This window comes from Citrobacter sp. CK194 (assembly GCF_030333395.1).
Lineage (GTDB): Bacteria > Pseudomonadota > Gammaproteobacteria > Enterobacterales > Enterobacteriaceae > Citrobacter_B > Citrobacter_B koseri.
On record NZ_JAOWGA010000012.1, the window covers coordinates 416,073 to 439,128 of the forward strand.

The 23,056-nt window shown below is 54.9% G+C and carries 21 protein-coding genes and 1 tRNA gene; 5 read left to right on the plus strand and 17 right to left on the minus strand.

All coding sequences use genetic code 11. From position 1 onward, the window contains the following. Nucleotides 1-285: 285 nt before the first annotated feature. Together ulaG and ulaR are read left to right on the plus strand one after the other, a co-directional pair. Nucleotides 286-1,350, plus strand: a complete 1,065-nt coding sequence (gene ulaG / locus OGX80_RS02660; protein ID WP_024130791.1) for an L-ascorbate 6-phosphate lactonase — start codon at nt 286-288, stop codon at nt 1,348-1,350. Nucleotides 1,351-1,456: 106 nt separating this feature from the next. After that, complete coding sequence (ulaR, locus tag OGX80_RS02665; RefSeq protein ID WP_012134422.1) at nt 1,457-2,212, plus strand: HTH-type transcriptional regulator UlaR; 756 nt, start codon at nt 1,457-1,459, stop codon at nt 2,210-2,212. On the opposite strand, the gene yjfP is transcribed toward ulaR, so the two are convergent. Next, entirely contained in the window at nt 2,209-2,958 is a 750-nt protein-coding gene (gene yjfP / locus OGX80_RS02670; protein ID WP_058668464.1) for an esterase, read from the minus strand. The genes ulaR and yjfP overlap by 4 nt on opposite strands. A 178-nt stretch (nt 2,959-3,136) precedes the next feature. Here yjfP and bsmA point away from each other — a divergent pair, with 178 nt between their 5' ends. Both bsmA and yjfN read left to right on the plus strand, forming a co-directional pair. Further along, nucleotides 3,137-3,466, plus strand: a complete 330-nt coding sequence (gene bsmA / locus OGX80_RS02675) for a biofilm peroxide resistance protein BsmA (protein WP_115182065.1) — start codon at nt 3,137-3,139, stop codon at nt 3,464-3,466. 130 nt (nt 3,467-3,596) lie between these two features. Further along, nucleotides 3,597-3,872: a DUF1471 family protease activator YjfN gene (gene yjfN / locus OGX80_RS02680; protein ID WP_012134425.1), complete on the plus strand. Its 276-nt coding sequence runs from the start codon at nt 3,597-3,599 to the stop codon at nt 3,870-3,872. Nucleotides 3,873-3,957: 85 nt separating this feature from the next. On the opposite strand, the gene OGX80_RS02685 is transcribed toward yjfN, so the two are convergent. The 15 genes from OGX80_RS02685 to nnr form a co-directional block, all read right to left on the minus strand. Further along, on the minus strand, nt 3,958-5,580 hold the full coding sequence (locus OGX80_RS02685; protein ID WP_115182066.1) for an isovaleryl-CoA dehydrogenase: 1,623 nt from the start codon (nt 5,578-5,580) through the stop codon (nt 3,958-3,960). A 117-nt stretch (nt 5,581-5,697) separates the two neighbouring features. Then, a complete protein-coding gene (gene rlmB / locus OGX80_RS02690; protein WP_012134428.1) occupies nt 5,698-6,429 on the minus strand; it encodes a 23S rRNA (guanosine(2251)-2'-O)-methyltransferase RlmB in 732 nt (243 codons plus the stop codon). Between the two features lie 93 nt (nt 6,430-6,522). Continuing rightward, the gene (gene rnr, locus OGX80_RS02695) at nt 6,523-8,955 is read right to left on the minus strand and encodes a ribonuclease R (protein ID WP_024130793.1); all 2,433 of its coding nucleotides are present in this window, start codon (nt 8,953-8,955) and stop codon (nt 6,523-6,525) included. A gap of 38 nt (nt 8,956-8,993) precedes the next feature. After that, nucleotides 8,994-9,419, minus strand: a complete 426-nt coding sequence (gene nsrR, locus OGX80_RS02700) for a nitric oxide-sensing transcriptional repressor NsrR (RefSeq protein ID WP_024130794.1) — start codon at nt 9,417-9,419, stop codon at nt 8,994-8,996. 227 nt (nt 9,420-9,646) lie between these two features. Next, nucleotides 9,647-10,945 carry an adenylosuccinate synthase gene (gene purA, locus OGX80_RS02705; RefSeq protein ID WP_012134433.1) on the minus strand — a complete coding sequence of 433 codons (1,299 nt, stop codon included), beginning with the start codon at nt 10,943-10,945 and terminating at the stop codon, nt 9,647-9,649. A 102-nt stretch (nt 10,946-11,047) separates the two neighbouring features. Further along, nucleotides 11,048-11,245 (minus strand): DUF2065 domain-containing protein, encoded by a 198-nt coding sequence (locus OGX80_RS02710; RefSeq protein ID WP_024130795.1) that lies wholly within the window; start codon nt 11,243-11,245, stop codon nt 11,048-11,050. An 82-nt stretch (nt 11,246-11,327) separates the two neighbouring features. Continuing rightward, nucleotides 11,328-12,332: a protease modulator HflC gene (gene hflC / locus OGX80_RS02715; protein WP_012134436.1), complete on the minus strand. Its 1,005-nt coding sequence runs from the start codon at nt 12,330-12,332 to the stop codon at nt 11,328-11,330. Between the two features lie 2 nt (nt 12,333-12,334). Then, nucleotides 12,335-13,591, minus strand: a complete 1,257-nt coding sequence (gene hflK, locus OGX80_RS02720; RefSeq protein WP_012134437.1) for an FtsH protease activity modulator HflK — start codon at nt 13,589-13,591, stop codon at nt 12,335-12,337. A gap of 92 nt (nt 13,592-13,683) precedes the next feature. Next, the gene (gene hflX, locus OGX80_RS02725) at nt 13,684-14,964 is read right to left on the minus strand and encodes a ribosome rescue GTPase HflX (protein WP_047459460.1); all 1,281 of its coding nucleotides are present in this window, start codon (nt 14,962-14,964) and stop codon (nt 13,684-13,686) included. A gap of 73 nt (nt 14,965-15,037) precedes the next feature. Then, entirely contained in the window at nt 15,038-15,346 is a 309-nt protein-coding gene (hfq, locus tag OGX80_RS02730; protein WP_012134439.1) for an RNA chaperone Hfq, read from the minus strand. 84 nt (nt 15,347-15,430) lie between these two features. After that, entirely contained in the window at nt 15,431-16,381 is a 951-nt protein-coding gene (miaA, locus tag OGX80_RS02735; protein ID WP_047459461.1) for a tRNA (adenosine(37)-N6)-dimethylallyltransferase MiaA, read from the minus strand. Next, a complete protein-coding gene (gene mutL / locus OGX80_RS02740; protein ID WP_115182069.1) occupies nt 16,374-18,233 on the minus strand; it encodes a DNA mismatch repair endonuclease MutL in 1,860 nt (619 codons plus the stop codon). Before mutL ends, miaA begins: the two co-directional genes overlap by 8 nt. 9 nt (nt 18,234-18,242) lie before the next feature. Beyond that, nucleotides 18,243-19,574, minus strand: a complete 1,332-nt coding sequence (amiB, locus tag OGX80_RS02745; RefSeq protein ID WP_012134442.1) for an N-acetylmuramoyl-L-alanine amidase AmiB — start codon at nt 19,572-19,574, stop codon at nt 18,243-18,245. A gap of 16 nt (nt 19,575-19,590) precedes the next feature. After that, nucleotides 19,591-20,052 (minus strand): tRNA (adenosine(37)-N6)-threonylcarbamoyltransferase complex ATPase subunit type 1 TsaE, encoded by a 462-nt coding sequence (gene tsaE, locus OGX80_RS02750; protein ID WP_012134443.1) that lies wholly within the window; start codon nt 20,050-20,052, stop codon nt 19,591-19,593. Next, nucleotides 20,024-21,571 carry a bifunctional ADP-dependent NAD(P)H-hydrate dehydratase/NAD(P)H-hydrate epimerase gene (gene nnr / locus OGX80_RS02755; RefSeq protein WP_115182070.1) on the minus strand — a complete coding sequence of 516 codons (1,548 nt, stop codon included), beginning with the start codon at nt 21,569-21,571 and terminating at the stop codon, nt 20,024-20,026. Before nnr ends, tsaE begins: the two co-directional genes overlap by 29 nt. On the opposite strand from nnr, the gene queG reads away from it, so the two are divergent. Next, the gene (gene queG / locus OGX80_RS02760; RefSeq protein ID WP_049009166.1) at nt 21,570-22,709 is read left to right on the plus strand and encodes a tRNA epoxyqueuosine(34) reductase QueG; all 1,140 of its coding nucleotides are present in this window, start codon (nt 21,570-21,572) and stop codon (nt 22,707-22,709) included. The two genes, nnr and queG, sit on opposite strands and share 2 nt — an antisense overlap. A gap of 269 nt (nt 22,710-22,978) precedes the next feature. Here queG and OGX80_RS02765 read toward each other — a convergent pair. Continuing rightward, nucleotides 22,979-23,054 (minus strand) — tRNA-Gly (locus tag OGX80_RS02765). Nucleotides 23,055-23,056: the final 2 nt, after the last annotated feature.

Genomic DNA, 23,056 nt, shown 5'->3' on the forward strand with positions numbered 1-23,056 from the left:
ATCACAACAAGATTGAATTTGATTAATTGTGACGCACCACGCAAATAATTCCCACACTTCAGAAAAGGATTAACCCGACGTTAACCAGTCATCAATAAAACTCATTTTAATCAAATAGATATATTTAATTTCAATAGTTATACGCCCTTCATTACGTTCTCCTTTACTTCCAGACCGCCCTTCACAAGCAAAAATATGCCGTTGCCATCTTGAAAAAATAATGTCAGGATTAATCAAAACCAATCACACACTGATTCAATTTGAACAAACATGAAGGTAAATGCGATGAGTAAAGTGAAAAGTATCACGCGTGAATCATGGATCCTGAGCACCTTTCCTGAGTGGGGAAGCTGGCTGAATGAAGAGATCGAACAGGAACAGGTCGCGCCCGGCACATTTGCTATGTGGTGGCTCGGTTGCACCGGCATCTGGCTGAAATCAGAAGGCGGCACCAACGTATGCGTTGATTTCTGGTGCGGCACCGGCAAACAAAGCCACGGCAATCCGTTGATGAAAACGGGCCATCAGATGCAGCGCATGGCAGGGGTGAAGAAATTGCAGCCGAACCTGCGCACCACGCCGTTTGTTCTCGATCCTTTCGCGATTCGCCAGATCGATGCTGTGCTGGCCACTCACGATCATAACGATCATATCGACGTCAACGTCGCCGCAGCGGTGATGCAAAACTGCGCTGACGATGTGCCTTTCATCGGGCCGCAAACCTGCGTTGACCTGTGGATTGGCTGGGGCGTGCCGAAAGAGCGCTGCATCGTGGTCAAACCGGGCGATGTTGTGAAAGTGAAAGACATCGAAATTCATGCGCTTGATGCGTTTGATCGTACTGCGCTCATCACGCTTCCGGCCGATCAAAAGGCGGCGGGCGTACTGCCGGACGGCATGGATGCGCGCGCGGTGAACTACCTGTTCAAAACGCCGGGCGGTACGCTGTATCACAGCGGCGACTCTCACTACTCCAACTACTATGCGAAGCACGGCAATGAGCATCAGATCGACGTGGCGCTCGGCTCCTATGGCGAGAACCCGCGTGGCATCACCGACAAGATGACCAGCGCCGACATGCTGCGTATGGCGGAAGCGCTGAACACGAAAGTCGTGATTCCGTTCCACCATGATATCTGGTCGAACTTCCAGGCCGATCCGCAGGAAATCCGCGTTCTGTGGGAAATGAAAAAAGATCGCCTGAAGTATGGCTTCAAGCCGTTTATCTGGCAGGTTGGCGGTAAGTTCACCTGGCCACTGGATAAAGACAATTTTGAATATCACTACCCGCGTGGTTTTGATGACTGCTTCACGATGGAACCGGATTTACCGTTCAAATCCTTCCTGTAATTGTTCTCCGATGCCGGGTTTTCCCGGCATTTTTCTATATTTACTTTAGTATTTTCAGGCTATTTCAAATATCATCTTTTAAAATCAATTCGTATCGGAATAGCTCATGACTGAAGCACAAAGACATCAAATATTGCTGGATATGCTGGCGCAATTGGGCTTTGTTACCGTCGAGAATGTGATCGAACGTCTGGGGATCTCCCCGGCCACGGCGCGTCGGGATATCAACAAGCTCGATGAGAGCGGAAAGCTCAAAAAAGTGCGTAATGGCGCCGAAGCGATCGCTCAGCAACGTCCACGCTGGACGCCGATGAATCTGCATCAGGCGCAGAACCACGATGAAAAAGTGCGCATTGCTAAAGCGGCAGCGCAACTGGTGAATCCTGGGGAAAGCGTGGTGATCAACTGTGGATCGACCGCCTTTCTGCTGGGCAGAGAAATATGCGGTAAGCCGGTGCAGATCATCACCAACTATCTCCCGCTGGCGAACTATCTGATCGATCAGGAGCATGAAAGCGTGATCATCATGGGAGGTCAGTACAACAAGAGCCAGTCCATCACGCTTAGCCCCCAGGGCAGCGAAAACAGCCTGTATGCCGGGCACTGGATGTTTACCAGCGGCAAAGGCCTGACCGCAGACGGTCTGTATAAAACCGATATGCTCACCGCTATGGCCGAGCAGAAAATGCTCAGCGTGGTCGGGAAGCTGGTGGTGCTGGTGGATAGCAGCAAGATCGGCGAGCGCGCAGGCATGTTGTTCAGCCGCGCCGATCAAATCGACACGCTGATTACGGGCAAAAATGCTAACCCTGACATTCTGCAACAGCTTGAAGCGCAAGGCGTTAGCATTCTGCGCGTTTAAAGATGCAGGCGAAAAAACGACACCGTTGCCGCCAGCGCCTCTGGCGTAATACGGTGGCGTACGCCTGCTTCCCACAGACAGGTCAGGTTCTGATCCCTGTTCGCCTGAATCAGCGCCTGTTGTAAGCGGAACGTTTCCACCGCAGGGACGACGTCATCTTCCTGTCCATGCCATAGCAGCAGCGGTCGGTCGGCCAGTTTTGGCAACTGATGCGCCACCTCCCACTCAGCCAGGGGAGCAATGATGTCATCAAATTCTCGCTGTTGCTCAGGCGTCTCAGGAATTAATGGCGGAAAAAGCGTATGCGCCAGTCGGGTGAAATAACCCGACCCCATCAGGCTGGCGACGCATTTTACCTCCGGGTGGCGGGCCATGATCCCCAGTGCCGTCATACCGCCCATTGATGCGCCCCCCACGGCCAGACGTTCTTCCAGCACCCAGTTTTCCTGTTGAACTGCCGCACGTAACGCAGCGAATTCCTGCATGTTTTGCCGCAGAATCTGCCAGAATTGGGTCATTCGCCCCTGCGCATCACCGCTAAACCGCGCGCCATGCTCGGGCGCATCCGGCATGATAACCCGGAACCCGGCCTGCGCCAGGGCAACCGCAAAGTAGCTATAGACCAGGCTGGAAGAGGTAAAACCGTGGTAAAAAATAATACATGGAAGGGGCGTGTCACGTTTACCGTCAGGAAACGCGTGGAGTATGGAATGTCCTGCCAGATACCGTGTTTCTATTTTTATCATATATCCCCCTTTCTCTGATATGCCACGGAGAAATACATAACTCAAGTTAATGAGTACGGCAATGATTCATAATGTTGAGAAGTGGATTACGCTTTCACTCTATTTTCATTCGAAAATCGCGTGAGAGATAACAATTTGGGAACATTCCCCCTAAAGGAAATTAATAAGGCACTACACTATGGCTATCAGTAAACGAGATAGAGTTATGCGCCGGTTCGCCCCATTGATGCTGGTACTGTTTTTAAGCGCCTGTAGCGTATTGCAAGGGACGCCGCAACCAGCACCGCCAGTCGCTGACCATCCTCAGGAAATTCGCCGTGACCAGACACAAGGGTTGCAGCACATGGGAACGGTAAGCTCAATGGTTCGGGGTTCTCCTGACGATGCTGTGGCAGAGATCAGAGCGAAAGCCGCCGCCGCTAAAGCAGATTATTACGTTATTTTGTTGGTTGATGAAACCATCGTAACAGGCCAATGGTATTCGCAAGCCATCCTGTATCGTAAATAGCGGAAGGTTGAAATTTAGTCAGCTTTACATTGCTTTGCGCCTCTATGCGTTTACCTGTGCACAATGAAATCATGGGATGACCGCAATGGAATGCCCTGTTGAATGCGGGGTCACGTAAAAGGAGCTGACGATGAAACGATCTCTTGCCTTATCCTCACTGCTGCTTTCTGCCGGCCTGGTGAGTACGACGGCGCAGTCTGCCGAATTCGCCAGCGCGGACTGCGTAACGGGCCTGAATGAAATTGGTCTGATATCCGTGAGTAATATTTCGGGAAATCAGCAGGATGTGGAACGTATCATTGCGTTAAAAGCCGATGAGCAGGGCGCTTCGTGGTATCGGATTATCCAGATGTACGAAGAACAGCAGCCCGATAACTGGCGCGTACAAGCCATACTTTATGCGTAACAGATTGCCTGATGGCGTAAACTTATCTGGCCTGCACCGATCGCAGGCATGATAAGACGTGCCCACGCCGCCATCAGGCAAATCGTTATCGCAATCCCCCCGTTGCCCGCAGCAACAGATCATTTTGCACCTGTTCAGACAGGCGTAACACGCCTCGCGTGTCCAGCATCATTTGGCACCAGGCCTGTGCCAACGGCGGAGAAGCATAGCGCAACATTTGCGCCCCGCAGCCGAGCAGGAACAGCTGCTGCGTTATCTCCCGCCCCTGCGCTTCATCGGGTTTGCGCAAGCGCTGTTGCAGCTGACGTACCGCCCGATCATAATGCCGATCCTGCCCTTTGACCTCCGCAAAAGCCTCGTTGAGCAACTCATAGACGCCGGTCTGTTTACTCAGCACCCGCAGCACGTCCAGACACATGACGTTTCCCGACCCTTCCCAGATGCTGTTGACCGGCATCTCACGATACAGGCGCGGCAGCTCGCTCTCCTCGCAATAGCCAACGCCACCGAGCACTTCCATCGCCTCGGCAACAAAGGGGATGCCGCTTTTGCAAATAGCAAACTTCGCGGCTGGCGTGAACAAACGCGCCCGGAGCGCTTCTTTCGGGTCGCCACGACGATCCCACGCACGAGCCAGACGAAACAGCAGCGCCGTCTGGCCTTCAAGCTGGAGCGCCATACGACTTAAAACCTGCCGCATCATGGGCTGATCAATCAAAGATTTGCCGAACACCTGCCGCTGATGCGCATGGTAAATCGCCACCGAAAACGCCCGGCGCATCATACTATGACTGCCCAGCGCGCAATCAAAGCGGGTCATCCCTCCCATCTTCAGTATGTGACGAATCCCCTCGCCTTCCTCACCCAGTAGCCAGCCCACCGCATCCTGAAACTCAACCTCGCAACTGGCATTAGAGCGGTTGCCCAGTTTGTCTTTCAGTCGCTCAAGGCGAACGCCGTTTCGCTGCCCGTCAGGCAAAAAACGCGGGACAAAAAAGCAGGATAACCCGCCTTTCGTCTGCGCCAGCACCAGGTGCGCGTCGCTTTGCGGCACGGAGAAAAACCATTTGTGCCCCACCAGGCGCCAGGTGCCGTCGTCCAGTCGCTCTGCCCGGGTGGTGTTACTCAGCACATCGGAGCCGCCCTGCTTTTCCGTCATGCCCATGCCAATCAGCAGGCCGCGTTTTTGCCCACCGGGCAGGAGGTGTGAATCATAGCGATCGCTGCGTAGCGGCGTTAACCAGTCGTGGAAGGGGGGCGGCAGCATCTGTAGCAGCAGCGGCGTGGCGGCAAAAGTCATCGTGACTGGACACAACGTGCCTGCTTCCACCTGCGCATGCAGCATGAAACGCGCAGCCCGCGCGACAAACGCCCCCTGCCTGGCGTTCTCTTCCCAGGCCAAATTATGCACACGGTTAGCGCACAGGCCCTGCATCAGCAGATGCCAGGCGGGATGAAAACGAACATCGTCCAGCCGCTGCCCTTGTGAATCGTAACGTAGCAGTTCAGGTGGAAAGGCGTTCGCCAGCCGCCCCAGCTCCAGCGACTCCGCAGTGCCCAATTGTTGACCGATGCTGGCGAGAAGATCGCTGTCCCAGCCCGCGCCTTCACGGGCGACCGCCTCGCAAAGCGCGCCATCAGACAGGAATAAATTGCTGTTGTTGAGCGGTGCCGGTTGGTTAAAAACGGTATGCGTTTGCCAGTGCATTGTGTTTCCCTCCGTCAATGGCAGTCGCATTAAGTATGGTCAGCCTGCGGGGGACACGCCTGGGATAACGGTCACAAAAAAGCCATCCCGAGGGATGGCTTCATCAGTCAAAAGCGCTTAGCTGCGCTGTCGCACCGCTTCAAACAGGCAGATCCCGGTCGCGACGGAGACGTTCAGCGACGACACGCTGCCCGCCATCGGAATGCTGATCAGCTCATCACAGTGCTCGCGGGTCAGACGACGCATCCCTTCGCCTTCAGCGCCCATCACCAGCGCCATCCGGCCGGTCATTTTGCTCTGGAACAGCGTATGGTCAGCTTCGCCCGCCGTACCGACAATCCAGATATTCTCTTCCTGCAACAGACGCATGGTACGCGCCAGGTTGGTCACACGGATCAGCGGCACGCTTTCGGCTGCGCCGCAGGCCACCTTTTTCGCCGTTGCGTTAAGCTGTGCGGAACGATCTTTCGGCACAATGACCGCATGTACGCCAGCGGCGTCTGCGCTACGCAGACAGGCGCCGAGGTTATGCGGATCGGTCACGCCGTCGAGGATCAGCAGGAAGGGATTGTCGAACTTCGCGATCAGATCAGGAAGATCGTTTTCCTGATACTGGCGTCCCGGCTTCACGCGCGCAATGATCCCCTGATGTACCGCACCCTCGCTTTTTTCATCAAGATACTGGCGGTTCGCCAGTTGGATCACCACGCCCTGCGCTTCCAGCGCATGGATCAGCGGCAGCAGGCGTTTATCTTCCCGCCCTTTCAGAATAAAGACGTCCTGAAAGCGCTCTGGCGCACGTTCCAGAAGAGCCTGCACCGCGTGGATGCCGTAAATCATTTCACTCATTGATGGTTCTCATTGATCAATTTTGCCGGGCGGCGCGATGCCAGCCCGGTCTACAGTACAAACGCCCTCTCCACGCAGGGGGAGAGGGGGAAATTACTCAGCTGACTTTTTCTTCGCCGCGCGCTTCGCTTTTGTCGCGGCAGCGATTTTCTGCGTCTTTGCCGATGGATTTTTGGCTTTCTTCTCTTTCTTCGCCTTACCTTTCGCTTTCTCGCCGCGGAAGGCGCTATCCGGTTCGAAATTCACCTTTTTGCCCACCTGACGACGCTTACCGGCATTTTTAGCCGTTTCGCCTCTTTTCGCTTTCTCACGCGCGGTTTTACCGACGTTGCGCGGGGCGCGTTCGCTGGAGATCAGGCTAAAGTCAATTTTACGCTCATCCATATTGACCGCTTCGACGCGGACTTCCACGCGGTCGCCCAGACGGTAGGTCTGGCCGCTGGATTCCCCCATCAGACGCTGCCCTACCTGATCGAAACGGTAGTAATCGTTGTCCAGCGAAGAGACGTGTACCAGACCATCAATAAACAGCTCATCCAGACGAACAAAGAAGCCGAACCCGGTTACGCTGGAAATCACCCCTTTAAAGACGTTCCCCACCTGATCCAGCATGAAGTCACACTTCAGCCAGTCAGAGACGTCGCGCGTGGCTTCGTCAGCACGGCGCTCGGTCATAGAACAGTGCTGGCCCAGTTGCAGCATCTCTTCCATCGAATAGTGGTAGCCGCCCGTTTCCGTCGTATTGCCCTTATGCCCTTGCTCATGCGCCAGCAGATACTTAATGGCGCGGTGCAGCGACAGGTCAGGATAACGGCGGATCGGTGAGGTAAAGTGCGCGTAAGACTGCAATGCCAGACCAAAGTGGCCACGGTTTTCTGGATCGTAAATTGCCTGTTTCATTGAGCGCAGCAGCATGGTTTGCAGCATTTCCGCGTCAGGCCTGTCGGCAATCGACTCCAGCAGTTCCGCATAATCACGCGGTTCCGGCTTATTGCCGCCCGGCAATTCCAGCCCCAGCTCCGCCAGAACGGAACGGAAGGAGGTAATCGCCTCGGTGCTCGGCTTGTCGTGGATACGGAACAGCGCAGGCTCTTTGGCTTTCTCAACGAATCGCGCCGCCGAGATATTCGCCAGAATCATGCATTCTTCGATCAGCTTGTGCGCGTCATTACGCTGCGTCTGCTCGATACGTTCAATGCGACGTTCAGCATTGAAGATAAACTTCGCTTCTTCGCTTTCAAATGAGATGCCGCCACGCTCTTCGCGGGCGTTATCCAGCACTTTGTAGAGGTTATGCAGCTCTTCGATGTGCCTGACCAGCGGCGCATACTGCTCGCGCAGGTCCTGGTCGCCCTGTAGCATATGCCAGACTTTGGTATACGTCAGGCGCGCATGGGAACTCATCACCGCTTCGTAGAATTTATATCCGGTTAAACGCCCTTTTGATGAAACGGTCATTTCGCAGACCATACACAAGCGGTCAACCTGCGGGTTCAGCGAGCACAGGCCATTGGAGAGCACTTCCGGCAGCATCGGCACAACCTGGGACGGAAAATAGACCGACGTCCCACGGTTGCGCGCTTCGCGATCCAGCGGCGTTGGCGGACGCACGTAATAACTTACGTCAGCGATAGCCACCCACAGGCGCCAGCCGCCACCGCGTTTCTTCTCGCAGTAAACCGCATCGTCAAAGTCACGGGCGTCTTCGCCATCAATCGTCACCAGGGGTAAGTCGCGCAGATCCACACGGCCTGCTTTCGCCTCTTCCGGCACTTCTTCTTTCAGACCGGCGATCTGCTGTTCTACCGCCTGCGGCCAGATATAAGGAATTTCATGGGTGCGCAGCGCCATATCGACAGCCATGCCAGTGCCCATGTTATCGCCGAGAACCTCAACGATTTTACCGACCGCTTTAGTGCGGCGGGTCGGGCGCTGGGTGAGTTCCACCACCACCACAAAGCCCATGCGCGCGCCCATCACCTCTTCAGGCGGGATCAGTATGTCGAAGCTCAGACGGCTATCGTCCGGCACCACAAAGCCCACGCCCGCATCGGTAAAGTAACGACCGACAATCTGGCTGGTTTTCGGCACCAGAACGCGCACGATACGCGCTTCGCGGCGGCCTTTACGATCGGCCCCCAGCGGCTGCGCCAGTACCTGATCGCCATGAATGCAGGTTTTCATCTGCTCACTGGAGAGATACAGGTCATCTTTACGTCCTTCGACACGCAAAAAGCCGTAGCCATCACGGTGGCCGATAACGGTACCTTTCAGCAGGTCGAGGCGTTCCGGCAGCGCATAGCACTGGCGGCGGGTAAAGACCAGCTGTCCGTCGCGTTCCATCGCGCGCAGACGGCGGCGCAGGGCTTCCTGCTGCTCTTCACCTTCAATGTTCAGTTCCGCAGCCAACTCATCACGGTTGGCTGGTTTTTCACGTTTTGTTAAATGTTCGAGGATAAATTCCCGGCTCGGGATAGGGTTAGCGTATTTTTCAGCTTCACGTTCCAGGAAAGGATCTTGTGACATGGCGGTTCCTCCGTTGTCAGCTCTGATGAAGATTTTCGTCACTCCACCAGCAATAATTTATAAAGCGGTTGATTCTCTTCAACCAAATCGGCAAGCGTGTAGTTATCCAGTTCCTTGAGAAAACTTTGCACGGCCTTCGAAAGTGCCTGCTTGAGTCGGCAGGCAGGAGTAATGTGGCAAAATTCGCTGCTGCAATTTACCAGAGATAAAGGTTCCAGCTCACGAACCACATCACCGATAACAATAACATTAGCTGGTTTACCCAGGCGGATACCGCCATTTTTTCCTCGAATAGCAGTAACGAAGCCCGCCCGGCTAAGTTGATTGATTATTTTGACCATATGATTACGGGACACGCCGTAGACTTCTGTCACCTCAGAAATACTGGTCATACGTCCTTCGGGTAGCGACGCCATATAGATTAGCGCACGTAATCCGTAATCGGTGAAACTCGTTAACTGCACATCAACCTCAGGAAAAGGGGAAAACGGGATAAACCAGGTTGTATTAATTACATTGATGATAAACCAGCCACCAGCCAGGTCGCTAATTTATTTCAGTTCGGGAAGGAAAAAAGCGAGGATCTTACGCTGTATTAAGCCGGATGGCGGTGAAAAGCGCCTTATCCGGCCTACAGTGTGTACAGGCCTGATAAGCGCAGCACCATCAGGCACTGCGCCATGACCCCAAATTATGCGTCAAACGGGTCACGCAGAATCATCGTTTCAGTACGGTCCGGGCCGGTAGAAATAATATCAATCGGCACGCCGGTCAGTTCTTCGATACGTTTGATGTAGTTCAGCGCCGCCTGCGGCAGGCCGCTGCGATCCTTCACGCCAAAGGTGGACTCAGACCAACCCGGCATGGTTTCGTAGATCGGCTCGATGCCTTCCCAGTCATCCGCTGCCAGCGGTGTGGTGGTTACTTCACGGCCATCCGGCATACGGTAAGCCACGCAGATTTTCACCTCTTCCAGGCCGTCCAGCACGTCCAGTTTGGTCAGGCAGAAGCCAGACAGGGAATTGATCTGCACCGCACGGCGCACAGCAACGGAGTCCAGCCAGCCGGTACGACGACGACGACCGGTGGTGGCACCGTATTCGTTACCCTGCTTGCACAGGAACTCGCCGGTGTCATCAAACAGCTCAGTCGGGAACGGACCCGCACCCACGCGAGTGGAGTAAGCTTTGATGATACCCAGAACGTAGTCCACATAACGCGGTCCCAGGCCAGAACCGGTCGCTACGCCACCCGCAGTGGTGTTAGAGGAGGTAACGTACGGATAAGTACCGTGGTCGATATCCAGCAGCGTACCCTGCGCGCCTTCGAACATGACGAAATCGCCACGCTTACGCGCCTGGTCCAGCAGATCGGAAACATCAACAACCATAGAGGTCAGGATGTCGGCAATTGCCATCACATCATCCAGCACTTTCTGGTAGTCAACGGCTTCCACTTTGTAGAAGTTCACCAGCTGGAAGTTGTGATATTCCATCACTTCTTTCAGTTTTACAGCGAAGGTAGCTTTATCGAACAGATCGCCAACGCGCAGACCGCGACGAGCCACTTTGTCTTCATAAGCCGGACCGATACCACGACCGGTGGTGCCGATCGCTTTCGCACCACGCGCTTTCTCACGCGCGTTATCCAGCGCAACGTGATAATCAAGGATCAGCGGACAGGCTTCAGACAGCAGCAGGCGCTCACGGACAGGGATACCACGGTCTTCCAGTCCTTTCATCTCTTTCATCAGCGCAGCCGGAGACAGCACAACGCCGTTACCGATGATGCTGGTAACATTCTCACGAAGAATACCTGATGGAATAAGATGGAGGACGGTTTTTTCACCGTTGATTACGAGAGTATGGCCTGCGTTGTGACCGCCCTGGTAGCGTACAACATATTTAGCCCGTTCAGTCAGAAGATCGACGATCTTTCCTTTACCTTCGTCACCCCATTGGGTGCCCAGTACGACGACGTTGTTACCCATTTTTCAAAATCACCGTTTGCTTAAAAATGGATTCTACCATCGCTTTTTCAGATATACAGCACTTTTTGCATGCTAAGATCGGCAAATACGACTACTTTTTGATCAGCCAATCGTTTTCCTCAACATGTAGTAGACAACAACTCCGGCAACCACAAGACCGCCGCCAAAACGACGTAAAACATTTTCCGGCAGTTGCGTCATGGCAGAGATCATTTTCTTCCAGGCGCGGGGATACAGCATCGGGCCTAAACCTTCCAGTACCAAAACGAGGGCAAGCGCCAGCCAGATAGTTGAATTCATCCATCGTCCTTATATAAAAAGAAAACCACCGCCTCCCTGAGGATGCCGGTGGTTTTGTTCATCTAAAACCGTTGATACGATTTTAACGTGTTGCCGTATTCGGTGTCTTCATGTAACGGAAGAAATCGCTGTCCGGGCTCATGATCATCACGTCCTGATTGCCTTCGAAGCTCTTCTCGTAAGCACGCAGGCTACGGATGAAGGCGTAGAAGTCCGGGTCCTGACTGAAGGCATCGGCAAACAGTTTCGCGGCTTCGGCATCACCTTCACCACGCGAAATGCGGCCCTGACGCTCGGCTTCCGCCAGCGTTCTGGTCACTTCATAGTCGGCGGTCGCGCGCAGTTTCTCCGCTTCTTCCTGACCCTGTGAACGGTGACGACGGGCTACCGCTTCACGCTCGGCGCGCATACGGTTGTAAATCGCCTCGGATACTTCGGTCGGCAGGTTGATCTGCTTGATACGCACATCCACCACTTCGATACCTAACGCCGCCATACTGTTCGGGTTGATCACCGGCACTTTGCCATTGGTTTCTGCCGCAACGCGTTCAGCCGCTTCGGCAATCGCGCTATCCGCCGCCGGAGTCGCCACTTCATCTTCCGTTCCCGCAGAACCGGAGTTCAGCGCGTCACGCACTTCCAGCGTTAAACGACCACGGGAATCGGTCACGATGTCTTTCACATCCAGACGACCAATCTCAGAGCGCAAACGGTCAGAGAACTTACGTTTCAGCAGCACTTCGGCCTGAGAAACATCGCCGCCGCCTGTCGCCAGGTAGTAACGGCTGAAATCGCTGATGCGCCATTTGATGTAGGAGTCAACGATCAGGTCTTTTTTCTCTTTGGTTACAAAGCGATCGGCCTGGTTGTCCATCGTCTGGATACGCGCATCAAGCGTTTTCACCGACTCAATGAACGGGATCTTAAAGTGCAGGCCCGGCTCATAAACCAGCGGTTTGTTTTCATCGTCACGCAGAACTTTACCGAAACGCAGCGTAATTCCGCGCTCGCCTTCTTTGACAACAAAGACAGACATGTACAGCACTACCAGCACGATGATGATAATCGCAATAACTGACTTACGCATCGTTATTCCCCCTGACGCTGGTAGTCGTTACGCTGCGCGTTAGCGCGGCGTTGGTCCATAATATCGCCCTGACTGGTGGACGAGGTATTGCTTGCTCCGCTCGTGCTGGACGATGAAGCCGGCGGCAGACGCAGCAGATTGTTACCCGTGCTGTCTTTTGCCGCAGGCGCGTTAGCGCCTTTCAGCATCTGATCCAATGGCAGAACCATCAGATTGCCACCTTTGTCGTTGACCAGAACTTTACGCGTATGGCTCAACACTTTTTCCATCGTCTCGATATACAGACGCTCGCGAGTAATCTCTGGTGCGGCTTTATATTCCGGCAGAATTTTAGCGAAGCGAGCCACTTCACCCTGCGCTTCCAGGATGGTTTGGGTTCTGTATGCACGCGCTTCTTCAAGAATACGCTGCGCCTGACCGTTCGCACGCGGCTGAACTTCGTTGGTGTACGCTTCCGCTTCACGGATGTATTGCTGTTCGTTCTCACGCGCCGCGATAGCATCGTCAAACGCCGCTTTTACCTCTTCCGGCGGACGCGCTGCCTGGAAGTTGACGTCCAGCAGGGTAATACCCATGTTGTACGGACGAATGGTCTCTTCCAGTTCACGCTGGGTATCGCTACGAATAACGGTACGACCTTCCGTCAGAATGCGGTCCATCGTGTATTTACCGATAACCCCACGCAGAGCGCTGTCGGTCGCCTGACGCAGACTGTCATCCGCGCTGGTCACGCTGAACAGATAACGTTGCGGATCGGTCACACGGTACTGCACGTTCATTTCAACGCGCACAACGTTTTCATCAGAAGTCAGCATCACACCGGACGCCGCCAGTTCGCGAACCGCTTCCACGTTTACCGGGGTAACTTCATCGATAAACGTCGGCTTCCAGTTCAGACCCGGCTCAACCAGGTGGCTGAATTTACCGAAGCGTGTCACCACGCCGCGTTCCGCTTCTTTGATGGTGTAGAAACCGCTGGCAGCCCAGATAATGACGATCGCTGCCGCTGCGATGGTAACGACACGACCTCCGATATGCGGGCGCGGCCCCTGCGATGAACTACCACCGCCAGAGCCTGTACCTTTACCGCCACCCAGACCACCGAGCTTTTTACTCAGTTTGCGGAAGATATCATCAAGATCAGGTGGCCCCTGATCGCGACCACCTTTGTTTCCATTTCCCTCAGAGTTGCCGCCAGGTTTGCTGCTTCCCCACGGGTCGCGGTCTTGTCCGTTATTACCGGGCTGATTCCACGCCATGTTTGTGCTCCATATTTGTTATGCGGTGATCCCCGTTGTCTTTCGACGAGAGGGATAAGGCGAAATTACTCCATGCTCCAGACGAGCCGCCATTAGATCACATAGTCGATCAACGCCGGTTCTTGTTTACAGAGGCGACGCCAGTCGACAATCGGCATGCGAACCTGCAAACTTACGCTGCCGTCCTCCTCCATCCACTCTTTTTCTATTGCCTGAAGTTGGTAAAACCGGCTTCTCAGACGCCCTTCCTGCGGCGGCAAACGCAACGTATGCTGCGCCACCTCGCCGGAAAGCCGCTCCGTCAAAGCCTGAAAAAGCTGTGGTATCCCAACCCCTGTTTGCGCAGAAAGCCAGACACGGATTGGTTTGTTCTCTTCATCCCTGTCGATACGCGGTTCAAAATCGTCCAGCATATCGATCTTGTTCATCACCATCAGGGTTGGGATCTCGTGAGCGTCGATCTCTTCGAGAACCGTATCCACTGCGTCGATGTTTTCCTGTACGCGCACATCAGCGGCATCAACAACGTGTAACAAGAGCGTGGCCTGCCGGGTTTCCTGCAAGGTCGCTTTAAACGCCGCCACCAGATCGTGCGGTAAATGACGGATAAACCCTACGGTATCCGCCAGTACGGTTTCCCCCACATCTGCGACATCGATACGGCGCAGCGTCGGGTCCAGGGTCGCAAACAGTTGGTCTGCGGCATACACCCTGGCTTCAGTAATCTGATTGAAAAGGGTGGATTTACCGGCGTTGGTATATCCCACCAGCGAGACCGTCGGGACATCCGCTTTTATACGCGACTGCCGCCCCTGCTCACGTTGCTTCTCAACTTTCTCCAGGCGCGACTGTATTTGTACAATACGATTACGCAGCAAACGACGGTCGGTTTCGAGCTGGGTTTCACCCGGACCGCGCAAACCAATCCCGCCTTTCTGCCTTTCAAGGTGGGTCCAGCCACGAACCAGACGCGTGGCCAGATGACGCAGCTGCGCCAGTTCAACCTGCAACTTACCTTCGTGGGTACGTGCACGCTGAGCAAAAATATCTAAAATAAGACCGGTTCTGTCGATCACGCGACATTCACACAAACGTTCCAGGTTACGCTCCTGGGCCGGGCTTAAAGCATGATCGAAAAGCACGACCGCAGCGTTAGACGCTTTCACGGCTTCCGCAATTTCAACTGCCTTACCTTCACCTACAAAGTACTTCGGGTGCGGTGCTTTACGGCTACCGGTAATCACCTGCATTGCTTCGACACCGGCGGAAGAGACCAGAGATTCAAACTCCTGGAGGTCTTCCATATCTTTGTCTTGCGAAAAATAGATGTGTACCAGTACCGCCTGCTCACCGGCATCATAACGGTCAAACAAGCGTCAACCCCTCGATATATATCAGCGGGGAACGCAGGTTCCCTGGCTCCCCGTGTGTAAAACAGCCAAAACCTTATTCGGTTTCTTCGCTGTCCTGTTGCGCAGAAGTACCCTGCGCGCTGCTACCGTGATGGTAGTTACTGCTGGTGCCGCCACCGGCATTGTTACTGTGATGAGAAACCGGGCGAGACGGGACAACAGTAGAAATCGCGTGCTTGTAAACCATCTGGCTGACCGTGTTTTTCAACAGGATCACGAATTGATCAAAAGACTCGATTTGACCTTGCAGCTTAATACCATTCACCAAATAAATAGAAACTGGAACACGTTCCCGACGCAGTGCGTTCAGGAACGGATCTTGTAAAGATTGCCCCTTAGCCATTCTCTCTTTTCCTTATATGCTTATTTGTACTTTGAACCTTTCGATTCTGAAAAATTGCGCACGATACGTCTCAATTGTACACATTCAGTTCGCGATAGCACCAACAACCTGCAATACTTCGTTTCGCGCCTGGTCAGGCTTTTCACTGTCAAGCCAGCGTACTCCTTCCCAACCACGCAACCAGGTTACCTGACGCTTCGCCAACTGCCTCGTGGCGCAAACACCTCTATAAACCATTTCATCATATGAAATTTCGCCTTCAATGTATGACCACATCTGGCGGTATCCCACACAACGAATGGAAGGCAAATCCGTATGCAAATCTCCACGGGCAAAAAGCGCCCGAACTTCTGCTTCAAAACCTGAAGCCAACATCTGATGAAAACGCTGCTCAATTCGCTGATGGAGCAGTTCACGGCTCGCCGGGGCGATGGCGAACTGATGCACCTGATACGGTAGAGCGTCTCCTGACGTTTGCGTCAGTTCCGTTAAAGTTTTACCCGAAATGAAAAAAACTTCCAGTGCCCGGGAAAGTCTTTGCGGATCATTTGGATGAATCCGTGCGGCAGCGACCGGATCAATATCCTGAAGCTGTCGGTGCAACGCATCCCATCCCTGCTCTGCCGCCTGTTGCTCAATTCGGGCTCTGATCTCGGGTTCCGCCGACGGTAAGGGCGAAAGTCCTTCCAGCAACGCCTTGAAATACAACATGGTGCCGCCCACTAACAGCGGAATACGCCCCGCCGCAGTAATCTCCGCCATTTCCGCTAACGCATCGCGGCGAAAATCCGCTGCTGAGTACGCTTGCGCCGGATCGAGAATATCCAGCAATCGGTGCGGAGCGGCCTTTAACTCTGAAGCCGTCGGCTTCGCCGTACCGATGTCCATCCCCCGATAAATAAGGGCGGAATCAACGCTTATCAACTCTACTGGCAAAACTTTACGCAATTCAATTGCTAACGCCGTCTTGCCGGAGGCCGTCGGCCCCATCAAAAAAATCGCCTTTGGCAGGCTCGCCTTACTTACATCACTCATGTTTCAGGGCGTTCATCACCGAATGTAAATCAACAGGTTGTAACAGACCACCCGGCGGCGCCTTCACGAGCTGCGGACATAGCCGCTCTACATCAGCCAACAGCGTAATGGCCTGCGCCATCGTCCACTGCGGATGTTCACTCATCAAATTCCGCGCAATCCACTGTGCAATATTGCCCGCGTCAAACGCTGACTGCTGCGCGAGGTAGCCTATCAGTTCAGGAATCAAGATTTGTAAATTTTGTTGGCGTAAGGGTAAAGGCACTGCACGAATGGTCACATGCTGCGCATCTGACTGGAATTCAATCCCCAGATCCGTCAGTGGTGTTTGCGCTTTTTCCAGCGCGGATTTCTCCTCCGCCGACACTTTTAAGCGCAGCGGAATCAACAACGGCTGGGCGCAGACCGGCGTCTGCCCCAGCGTCAGTTGGGCCTGACGCAGCCAGCGTTCCGCCACGGGCAGCGCCAGCAGGTGGATATTGCCGTCACGCTCAAGCAGTGCGCAATCCGCGCCGACAATGGTCAGCACGCGACCGAAACTCTGGCTATGCCCTGCCAGTGACGGCGCTGCCGTTTCTGCTTCCGGTGCAAGCGCCGGTTGTCGCGGAGCGGGCGTCTGTAACAGCTGGCGGTACACTTCGCCCTGCTGTTTCTGGTAGCCCGGCTGGGCATGCGGCCAACTGGCAGCAGGCTGACGTCCGCCGGTTGCCCCTGACGACGTGGAATAGCGCGGCGCGGCGGGTTCCCGCGCAGAGGCCGGTTCAGCGAAATGATTACGCCCGGCCGCCACGCGGTTTTCCGGGATATGACGCGGCGCAGGCGCTTCTTCCGCCAGCGGCAGCGGCGCATCAAGCTGCTGCTGTAGCACGCTCAATACGCCCTGATAGATGAAATCATGCACCAGCCGCGACTGGTGGAAACGCACCTCATGTTTCGCCGGATGCACGTTCACATCCACCTGATGCGGGTCAATCTCCAGATACAGCACAAATGCCGGTTGCCGATCGCCGCCCAGTTTGTCTTCACAGGCCTGACGAATCGCATGATTGATTAACCGGTCGCGCATCATGCGGCCGTTCACGTAGCAGTACTGGATTTCCGCCAGCGCCGCCGTGGTATGGTGGGGGTCGGCCACCCAGCCGCGCAGCGTCAGATCGCCGTGCTGCCATTCAATCGCCAGCGCCTGTTCCAGAAACGGTGCGCCGCAAATCGCGCCTAATCGACGTTCCTTCTGCCCGTCCTGCGCAACCGCGCGGTACTGGCGCACCATTTTACCGTTGTGCGACAAATTAAGGGTGACGTCGAAGCGCGCCAGCGCAATGCGGCGGATAATTTCGTCAATGTGGTTGAACTCGGTTTTCTCGGTGCGCATAAACTTGCGCCGTGCCGGCGTGTTGTAGAACAAGTCCAGCACCTCCAGCGTGGTGCCGACCGGATGCGCCGCCGGTTTTACCGTCACGTCCATATCACGCCCTTCGGCATAGGCCTGCCAGGCTTCCGCCTGTTCCGCGGTACGTGACGTGAGGGTTAAACGCGAAACCGAGCTGATACTTGCCAGCGCTTCGCCGCGAAATCCGAGACTGATAATCGCTTCGAGATCGTCAAGCGAGGCGATTTTACTGGTGGCATGGCGGGCCAGCGCCAGCGCCAGCTCGTCTTTTTTAATTCCGCAGCCATTATCGCGAATACGAATAAGCTTTGCGCCGCCGCGTTCGATATCAATATCGATCCGCGTCGCCCCTGCATCAAGGCTGTTTTCCACCAGCTCTTTCACAACCGACGCAGGTCGCTCTACCACCTCACCTGCGGCAATTTGGTTCGCCAGTTGCGGCGGTAGAACCTGAATCGGCATGTAAAATCCTTAGTTAATCAACGACTCGCCCGGCGACACCGCGCTGGCCGTTTGCGCCGGAGCGCTCTGCGGCCCGGATTGCACCGGATGCGCCTGGAAGTAGTTACGCAACCCTTGGTAAATCGCCTCTGCCAGCTGCTGCTGATAAGCATCGCTTGCCAGCAAACGTTCTTCGCCGCTGTTGCTGATAAAGCCCGTTTCAACCAGCACCGAGGGGATATCCGGGGAACGCAACACGCCGAGGCTGGCGTGTTCAGGGCGACGCTTATGCAGCGAACCAATGCGCTGCAACTGACCTAACATGTTTGTCGCCACATCATACCCTACGCGCTGGGAATGACCGAATTGCAAATCCAGTACCGCCTGGCTTAAGTAGGGGTCAGCCTGACTGTTCGCCAGCACATCGCCCGCGCCGCCCAGCAGCTCAGACTGCTTCTCATGTTCTTCCAGCCAGTTCGCCATTTCGCTGTTGGCGCGACGGTTTGACAGCACCCATACCGAGGCGCCCGTCGCGTTACGGTTTGGCGCGGCATCCGCATGAATGGAGACGAGGAAATTGGCGTTCTGCTTACGCGCCACGTCGGAGCGACCCATCACGGAGATGAAATAATCCCCGTCGCGGGTCAATACGCCTTTGAACATCGGATCGTTATTCAACAGCGTGCGCAGCTTACGGGCGATAGCAATCGTCACGTTTTTCTCCCGCGTCCCGCCGGGACCAATAGCGCCGGGGTCTTGCCCGCCGTGACCGGCATCAATGGCAATCACCACTTTGTCGCCGTTACTGGATGTCGCCCGCGCTGCCGGGCGCGTTACCGTATTGCTGCTGGTGACAGCGGTAGCGCGATCCTGGTTTGTTTTAAACGGATTTCGCGCAGGTTCAGTCGGACGCGGAGCAACCACCGGCGTCTCAACGCGTTTTGCGACGACAGGCGGTGGAGGTGGCGGCGGAGGCGTATCGGCGTTGATGGTAAAAACCACGGTATAGTTACCGCCGCTCTGTCGTTTCACGGCCTCGGTTTTACCGTTCTCCGTCAGATCGACAACCAACCGCAACGACTGCGCATCTTTCGCCGTACCGGAGCGAATCGCTTTTACCAGGTTGTTGCCGCTAAACTGCAACGGCAGTCCCTGAATCACGCCGGTCTGTTTGATATCCAGCGCGACGGTACGTTTACCTTCTTGCGAAAACGCGTAATCAGGATCGCCGATAAAACTGAACGTAATCCGCGCCTGCCGATCGCCGTTAGATACCTGAATATCGGAGAGGCTGGCGGCCCCCGCCTGCGCGCACAGCAGGACCAGCGTTGCCACCACCCAATTTCTGATGCGATAAATCATCCCGCCACCCTTAAGGTTAACCGGCCAAACGCGCCAGCAACAAATCACCTGATGAGGAGACAGCACTAATGCGCGCCTCACGACCTTGCGCCTGGTAATCTATGTGTATTTCGACATCCGGGTCAGGCAGCACACCTTTACCTTGTTGCGGCCATTCCACCAGGCAAATGGCATCGTTGGCAAAATAATCACGGATCCCCATAAATTCCAGCTCCTCAGGGTCCGCAAGTCGGTATAAATCGAAGTGATACACCATTAAGTTATCGAGCGTATAGGGTTCAACCAGCGTATAGGTCGGGCTTTTCACATTACCTTTGTGGCCCAACGCCTGTAGAAATCCCCGGCTGAAGGTGGTTTTCCCCGCCCCCAGGTCGCCGTACAAATAGATGACGGTCGCACCGTCACAGGCTTTCGCTACGCGTAGTCCCAGGTCTAAAGTCGCCTGCTCGTCAGGTAGCGGAATTACTCGATTCATCATGGTTTACGTCAATCACATCAGGGTTAACAATACGCTGTAGCGTAGAAAAGAGATCGGTTGCCAGCATGCCGCGGGCGCCATAACGCGCCGCTAAAACATCCGCCGCCGCACCGTGGGCAACACATCCCGCACACGCTGCATCATACGGGGAAAACTTCTGTCCAAGCAATGCGCCAATAATGCCGGAAAGCACATCGCCCATTCCACCGCTGGCCATCCCGGCGTTACCGGCATCAATAATGCCCAACGCATGCGATTGGGCGGCGACGACCGTTCCCGCACCTTTCAGCACCGCCACGCCGCCATACCGTTTTACCAGACGACGTGCTGAAAGTAAGCGATCACTTTCAATTTCTGCGACAGAACAACCCAGTAGCCGCGCGGCTTCCCCCGGATGCGGCGTGATCACGCGATTGTGACGTTTATCGGGATTGATTGCCAGCAGGTTCAGCGCATCCGCATCCCAGAGCATCGGTTTGCGAAAATTCTCAGCTTTCTGTAGCGCTTTTTTACCCCATTCCTGCTGTCCGAGCCCGGGGCCTATCACCACCACGTCCGCCCATTGCAGGCTGTCATCAAGAGATTGAGGCGTCAGTTCATGCACCATCAGTTCGGGACGGGCGGTCAGCAACGGCGCGATATTTTCGCTGCGCGTCAGCACCCGCACTAATCCCGCTCCGGCACGCAGCGCCGCTTCGCCGGTCATACGTATCGCTCCCGCCGTCCCGTGGTCGCCGCCAATAATGACCAGCCGACCATGATCGCCTTTATGCGACGTCGGACGGCGTGGTGTCAGCCAGTGGGAAAGTTGCGAAGCCGCAAAGCGCTGGATACGTACCTCTTGTCCTGCCAGCCAGCTTTCCAGACCCAGCGCGTCAAAGTGCAGCGCTCCCACGACATCCCGCGCCTTGCCCGTCAGCAAACCGGGTTTCAGCGCAATGAAGGTAACGGTATGCGCGGCATTCATCACCGCACCAGGCGTGGCGCCCGTTTGCGCCAGCAAACCGGAAGGGATATCAATAGCCACCACCGGCGCTGGATGGCTGTTCGCTCGTTCAATAAGCGTAGAGAGGGAGGTGCGCGGAGCCTGCGTCAGGCCGGTCCCCAGCAGGGCGTCAATAATCACATCAATATGATCCGGCCAGATGATATCCGACGCATGAATGACGCCCCCGGCATTGAGCCACGCCTCGCGCGCCTGCGCTGCCTCTTCAGGAAGCGGCTTATCGCTCTCCTGCGCCAGTAGAGTCACCTCAATACCTGCGGCTTTCGCCAGCCTCGCCACCACGTAGCCGTCGCCGCCATTATTACCGTGACCGCAAAGCACCAGCCAGCGCCGGGAATCGGGGTACGCGTCGCGTGCAACCTGAAATGCGGCTTCCCCCGCCCGCAGCATCAGCTCATACAGCGTCAGCCCTAAGCTGTCCGCCGCCTCGCGTTCCGCCCGTTTGATCTCATCGGCGGGCCAGATGGAGTGTGGTATACTTGCGGGGTTTTTCTTCATTGTATGGTCCGTCATGTCAGAGCCCCTCGATCTCAATCAGTTAGCGCAAAATATTAAACAGTGGGGGCTGGAACTGGGCTTTCAGCAGGTCGGTATTACCGATACCGATCTCAGCGCCAGCGAACCCAAATTACAGGCATGGCTGGATAAACAATACCACGGCGAAATGGACTGGATGGCTCGCCACGGAATGATGCGCGCCCGCCCTCACGAATTATTGCCCGGCACGCTACGCGTCATCAGTGTGCGCATGAATTATCTGCCTGCCAATGCCGCTTTCGCCAGTACCCTAAAAAATCCCTCTCTGGGCTACGTCAGCCGTTATGCGCTGGGCCGTGACTACCATAAGCTGTTACGTAACCGTCTCAAAAAACTCGGCGAGAGGATTCAGCAGCACTGCGTTTCGCTGAATTTTAGACCGTTTGTCGATTCTGCGCCCATTCTGGAACGTCCGCTGGCTGAAAAAGCCGGGCTTGGCTGGACAGGTAAGCACTCACTAATCCTTAACCGCGAAGCCGGTTCGTTCTTTTTTCTGGGGGAGTTGTTAATTGATTTGCCTCTCCCCATTGATACGCCAGTTGAAGAAGGCTGCGGGAAATGCGTTGCCTGTCTGACCATCTGCCCGACTGGCGCAATCGTCGAGCCCTACACGGTGGATGCGCGCCGCTGCATCTCCTATCTCACGATTGAGCTGGAGGGGGCGATACCAGAAGCGCTTCGGCCATTAATGGGCAACCGGATTTACGGCTGCGACGATTGTCAGCTTATCTGCCCGTGGAACCGCTACTCGCAACTGACCGATGAAGAAGATTTCAGTCCCCGCAAGCATCTTCACGCGCCAGAGCTGATTGAACTGTTTGGCTGGAGCGAAGCCTGGTTTTTAAAAGTTACGGAAGGATCGGCGATTCGCCGCATTGGTCACTTACGCTGGCTGCGAAATATTGCCGTCGCGTTAGGCAATGCGCCCTGGGATAACGCCGTGATTACCGCCCTGGAAAGTCGCCGGGGTGAGCACCCACTTCTCGATGAACACATAGAGTGGGCGATTGCGCAGCAAATTGAGAAGCGAAATGCCTGCGTGGTGGAGGTGCAATTACCGAAGAAACAACGCCTGGTCAGGGTCATTGAAAAGGGGCTGCCGCGCGACGCCTGAGTCATCCACAGCTTGTGTATAAAAATAAAAAGACATTGCAATTCAAGAGGGAAAAAATCGTCAAGTGATCGCATTAACATTTCGAAATGATAATTAATTTATCAATTTCAATAAGTTACAAAGTTACTATTCACCAGGCGAAGTTTTTTGTATTCCAGGAATAATGCCTGGACCTGTGGATAAGTCTGTTTACAAGAGTGTTTCAGAGGCAAAATAAAAGGCCCCCAACGTGAAAATACGCTGTGGATAATTTTATGGAGATAAGAATTTGGAGCGGGAAACGAGACTCGAACTCGCGACCCCGACCTTGGCAAGGTCGTGCTCTACCAACTGAGCTATTCCCGCTT

Bases quoted from the DNA above. Each gene is read 5' to 3' on its own strand.
- yjfN (WP_012134425.1), top strand. From the start codon at position 3,597: ATGAAACGATCTCTTGCCTTATCCTCACTGCTGCTTTCTGCCGGCCTG.
- rlmB (WP_012134428.1), bottom strand. From the start codon at position 6,429: ATGAGTGAAATGATTTACGGCATCCACGCGGTGCAGGCTCTTCTGGAA.
- queG (WP_049009166.1), top strand. From the start codon at position 21,570: ATGTCAGAGCCCCTCGATCTCAATCAGTTAGCGCAAAATATTAAACAG.
- hflK (WP_012134437.1), bottom strand. From the start codon at position 13,591: ATGGCGTGGAATCAGCCCGGTAATAACGGACAAGACCGCGACCCGTGG.
- amiB (WP_012134442.1), bottom strand. From the start codon at position 19,574: ATGATTTATCGCATCAGAAATTGGGTGGTGGCAACGCTGGTCCTGCTG.
- purA (WP_012134433.1), bottom strand. From the start codon at position 10,945: ATGGGTAACAACGTCGTCGTACTGGGCACCCAATGGGGTGACGAAGGT.
- bsmA (WP_115182065.1), top strand. From the start codon at position 3,137: ATGGCTATCAGTAAACGAGATAGAGTTATGCGCCGGTTCGCCCCATTG.
- hflC (WP_012134436.1), bottom strand. From the start codon at position 12,332: ATGCGTAAGTCAGTTATTGCGATTATCATCATCGTGCTGGTAGTGCTG.
- OGX80_RS02710 (WP_024130795.1), bottom strand. From the start codon at position 11,245: ATGAATTCAACTATCTGGCTGGCGCTTGCCCTCGTTTTGGTACTGGAA.
- yjfP (WP_058668464.1), bottom strand. From the start codon at position 2,958: ATGATAAAAATAGAAACACGGTATCTGGCAGGACATTCCATACTCCAC.
- hfq (WP_012134439.1), bottom strand. From the start codon at position 15,346: ATGGCTAAGGGGCAATCTTTACAAGATCCGTTCCTGAACGCACTGCGT.
- mutL (WP_115182069.1), bottom strand. From the start codon at position 18,233: ATGCCGATTCAGGTTCTACCGCCGCAACTGGCGAACCAAATTGCCGCA.
- tsaE (WP_012134443.1), bottom strand. From the start codon at position 20,052: ATGATGAATCGAGTAATTCCGCTACCTGACGAGCAGGCGACTTTAGAC.
- rnr (WP_024130793.1), bottom strand. From the start codon at position 8,955: ATGTCACAAGATCCTTTCCTGGAACGTGAAGCTGAAAAATACGCTAAC.
- ulaG (WP_024130791.1), top strand. From the start codon at position 286: ATGAGTAAAGTGAAAAGTATCACGCGTGAATCATGGATCCTGAGCACC.
- ulaR (WP_012134422.1), top strand. From the start codon at position 1,457: ATGACTGAAGCACAAAGACATCAAATATTGCTGGATATGCTGGCGCAA.
- OGX80_RS02685 (WP_115182066.1), bottom strand. From the start codon at position 5,580: ATGCACTGGCAAACGCATACCGTTTTTAACCAACCGGCACCGCTCAAC.
- miaA (WP_047459461.1), bottom strand. From the start codon at position 16,381: ATGAGTGATGTAAGTAAGGCGAGCCTGCCAAAGGCGATTTTTTTGATG.
- nnr (WP_115182070.1), bottom strand. From the start codon at position 21,571: ATGACGGACCATACAATGAAGAAAAACCCCGCAAGTATACCACACTCC.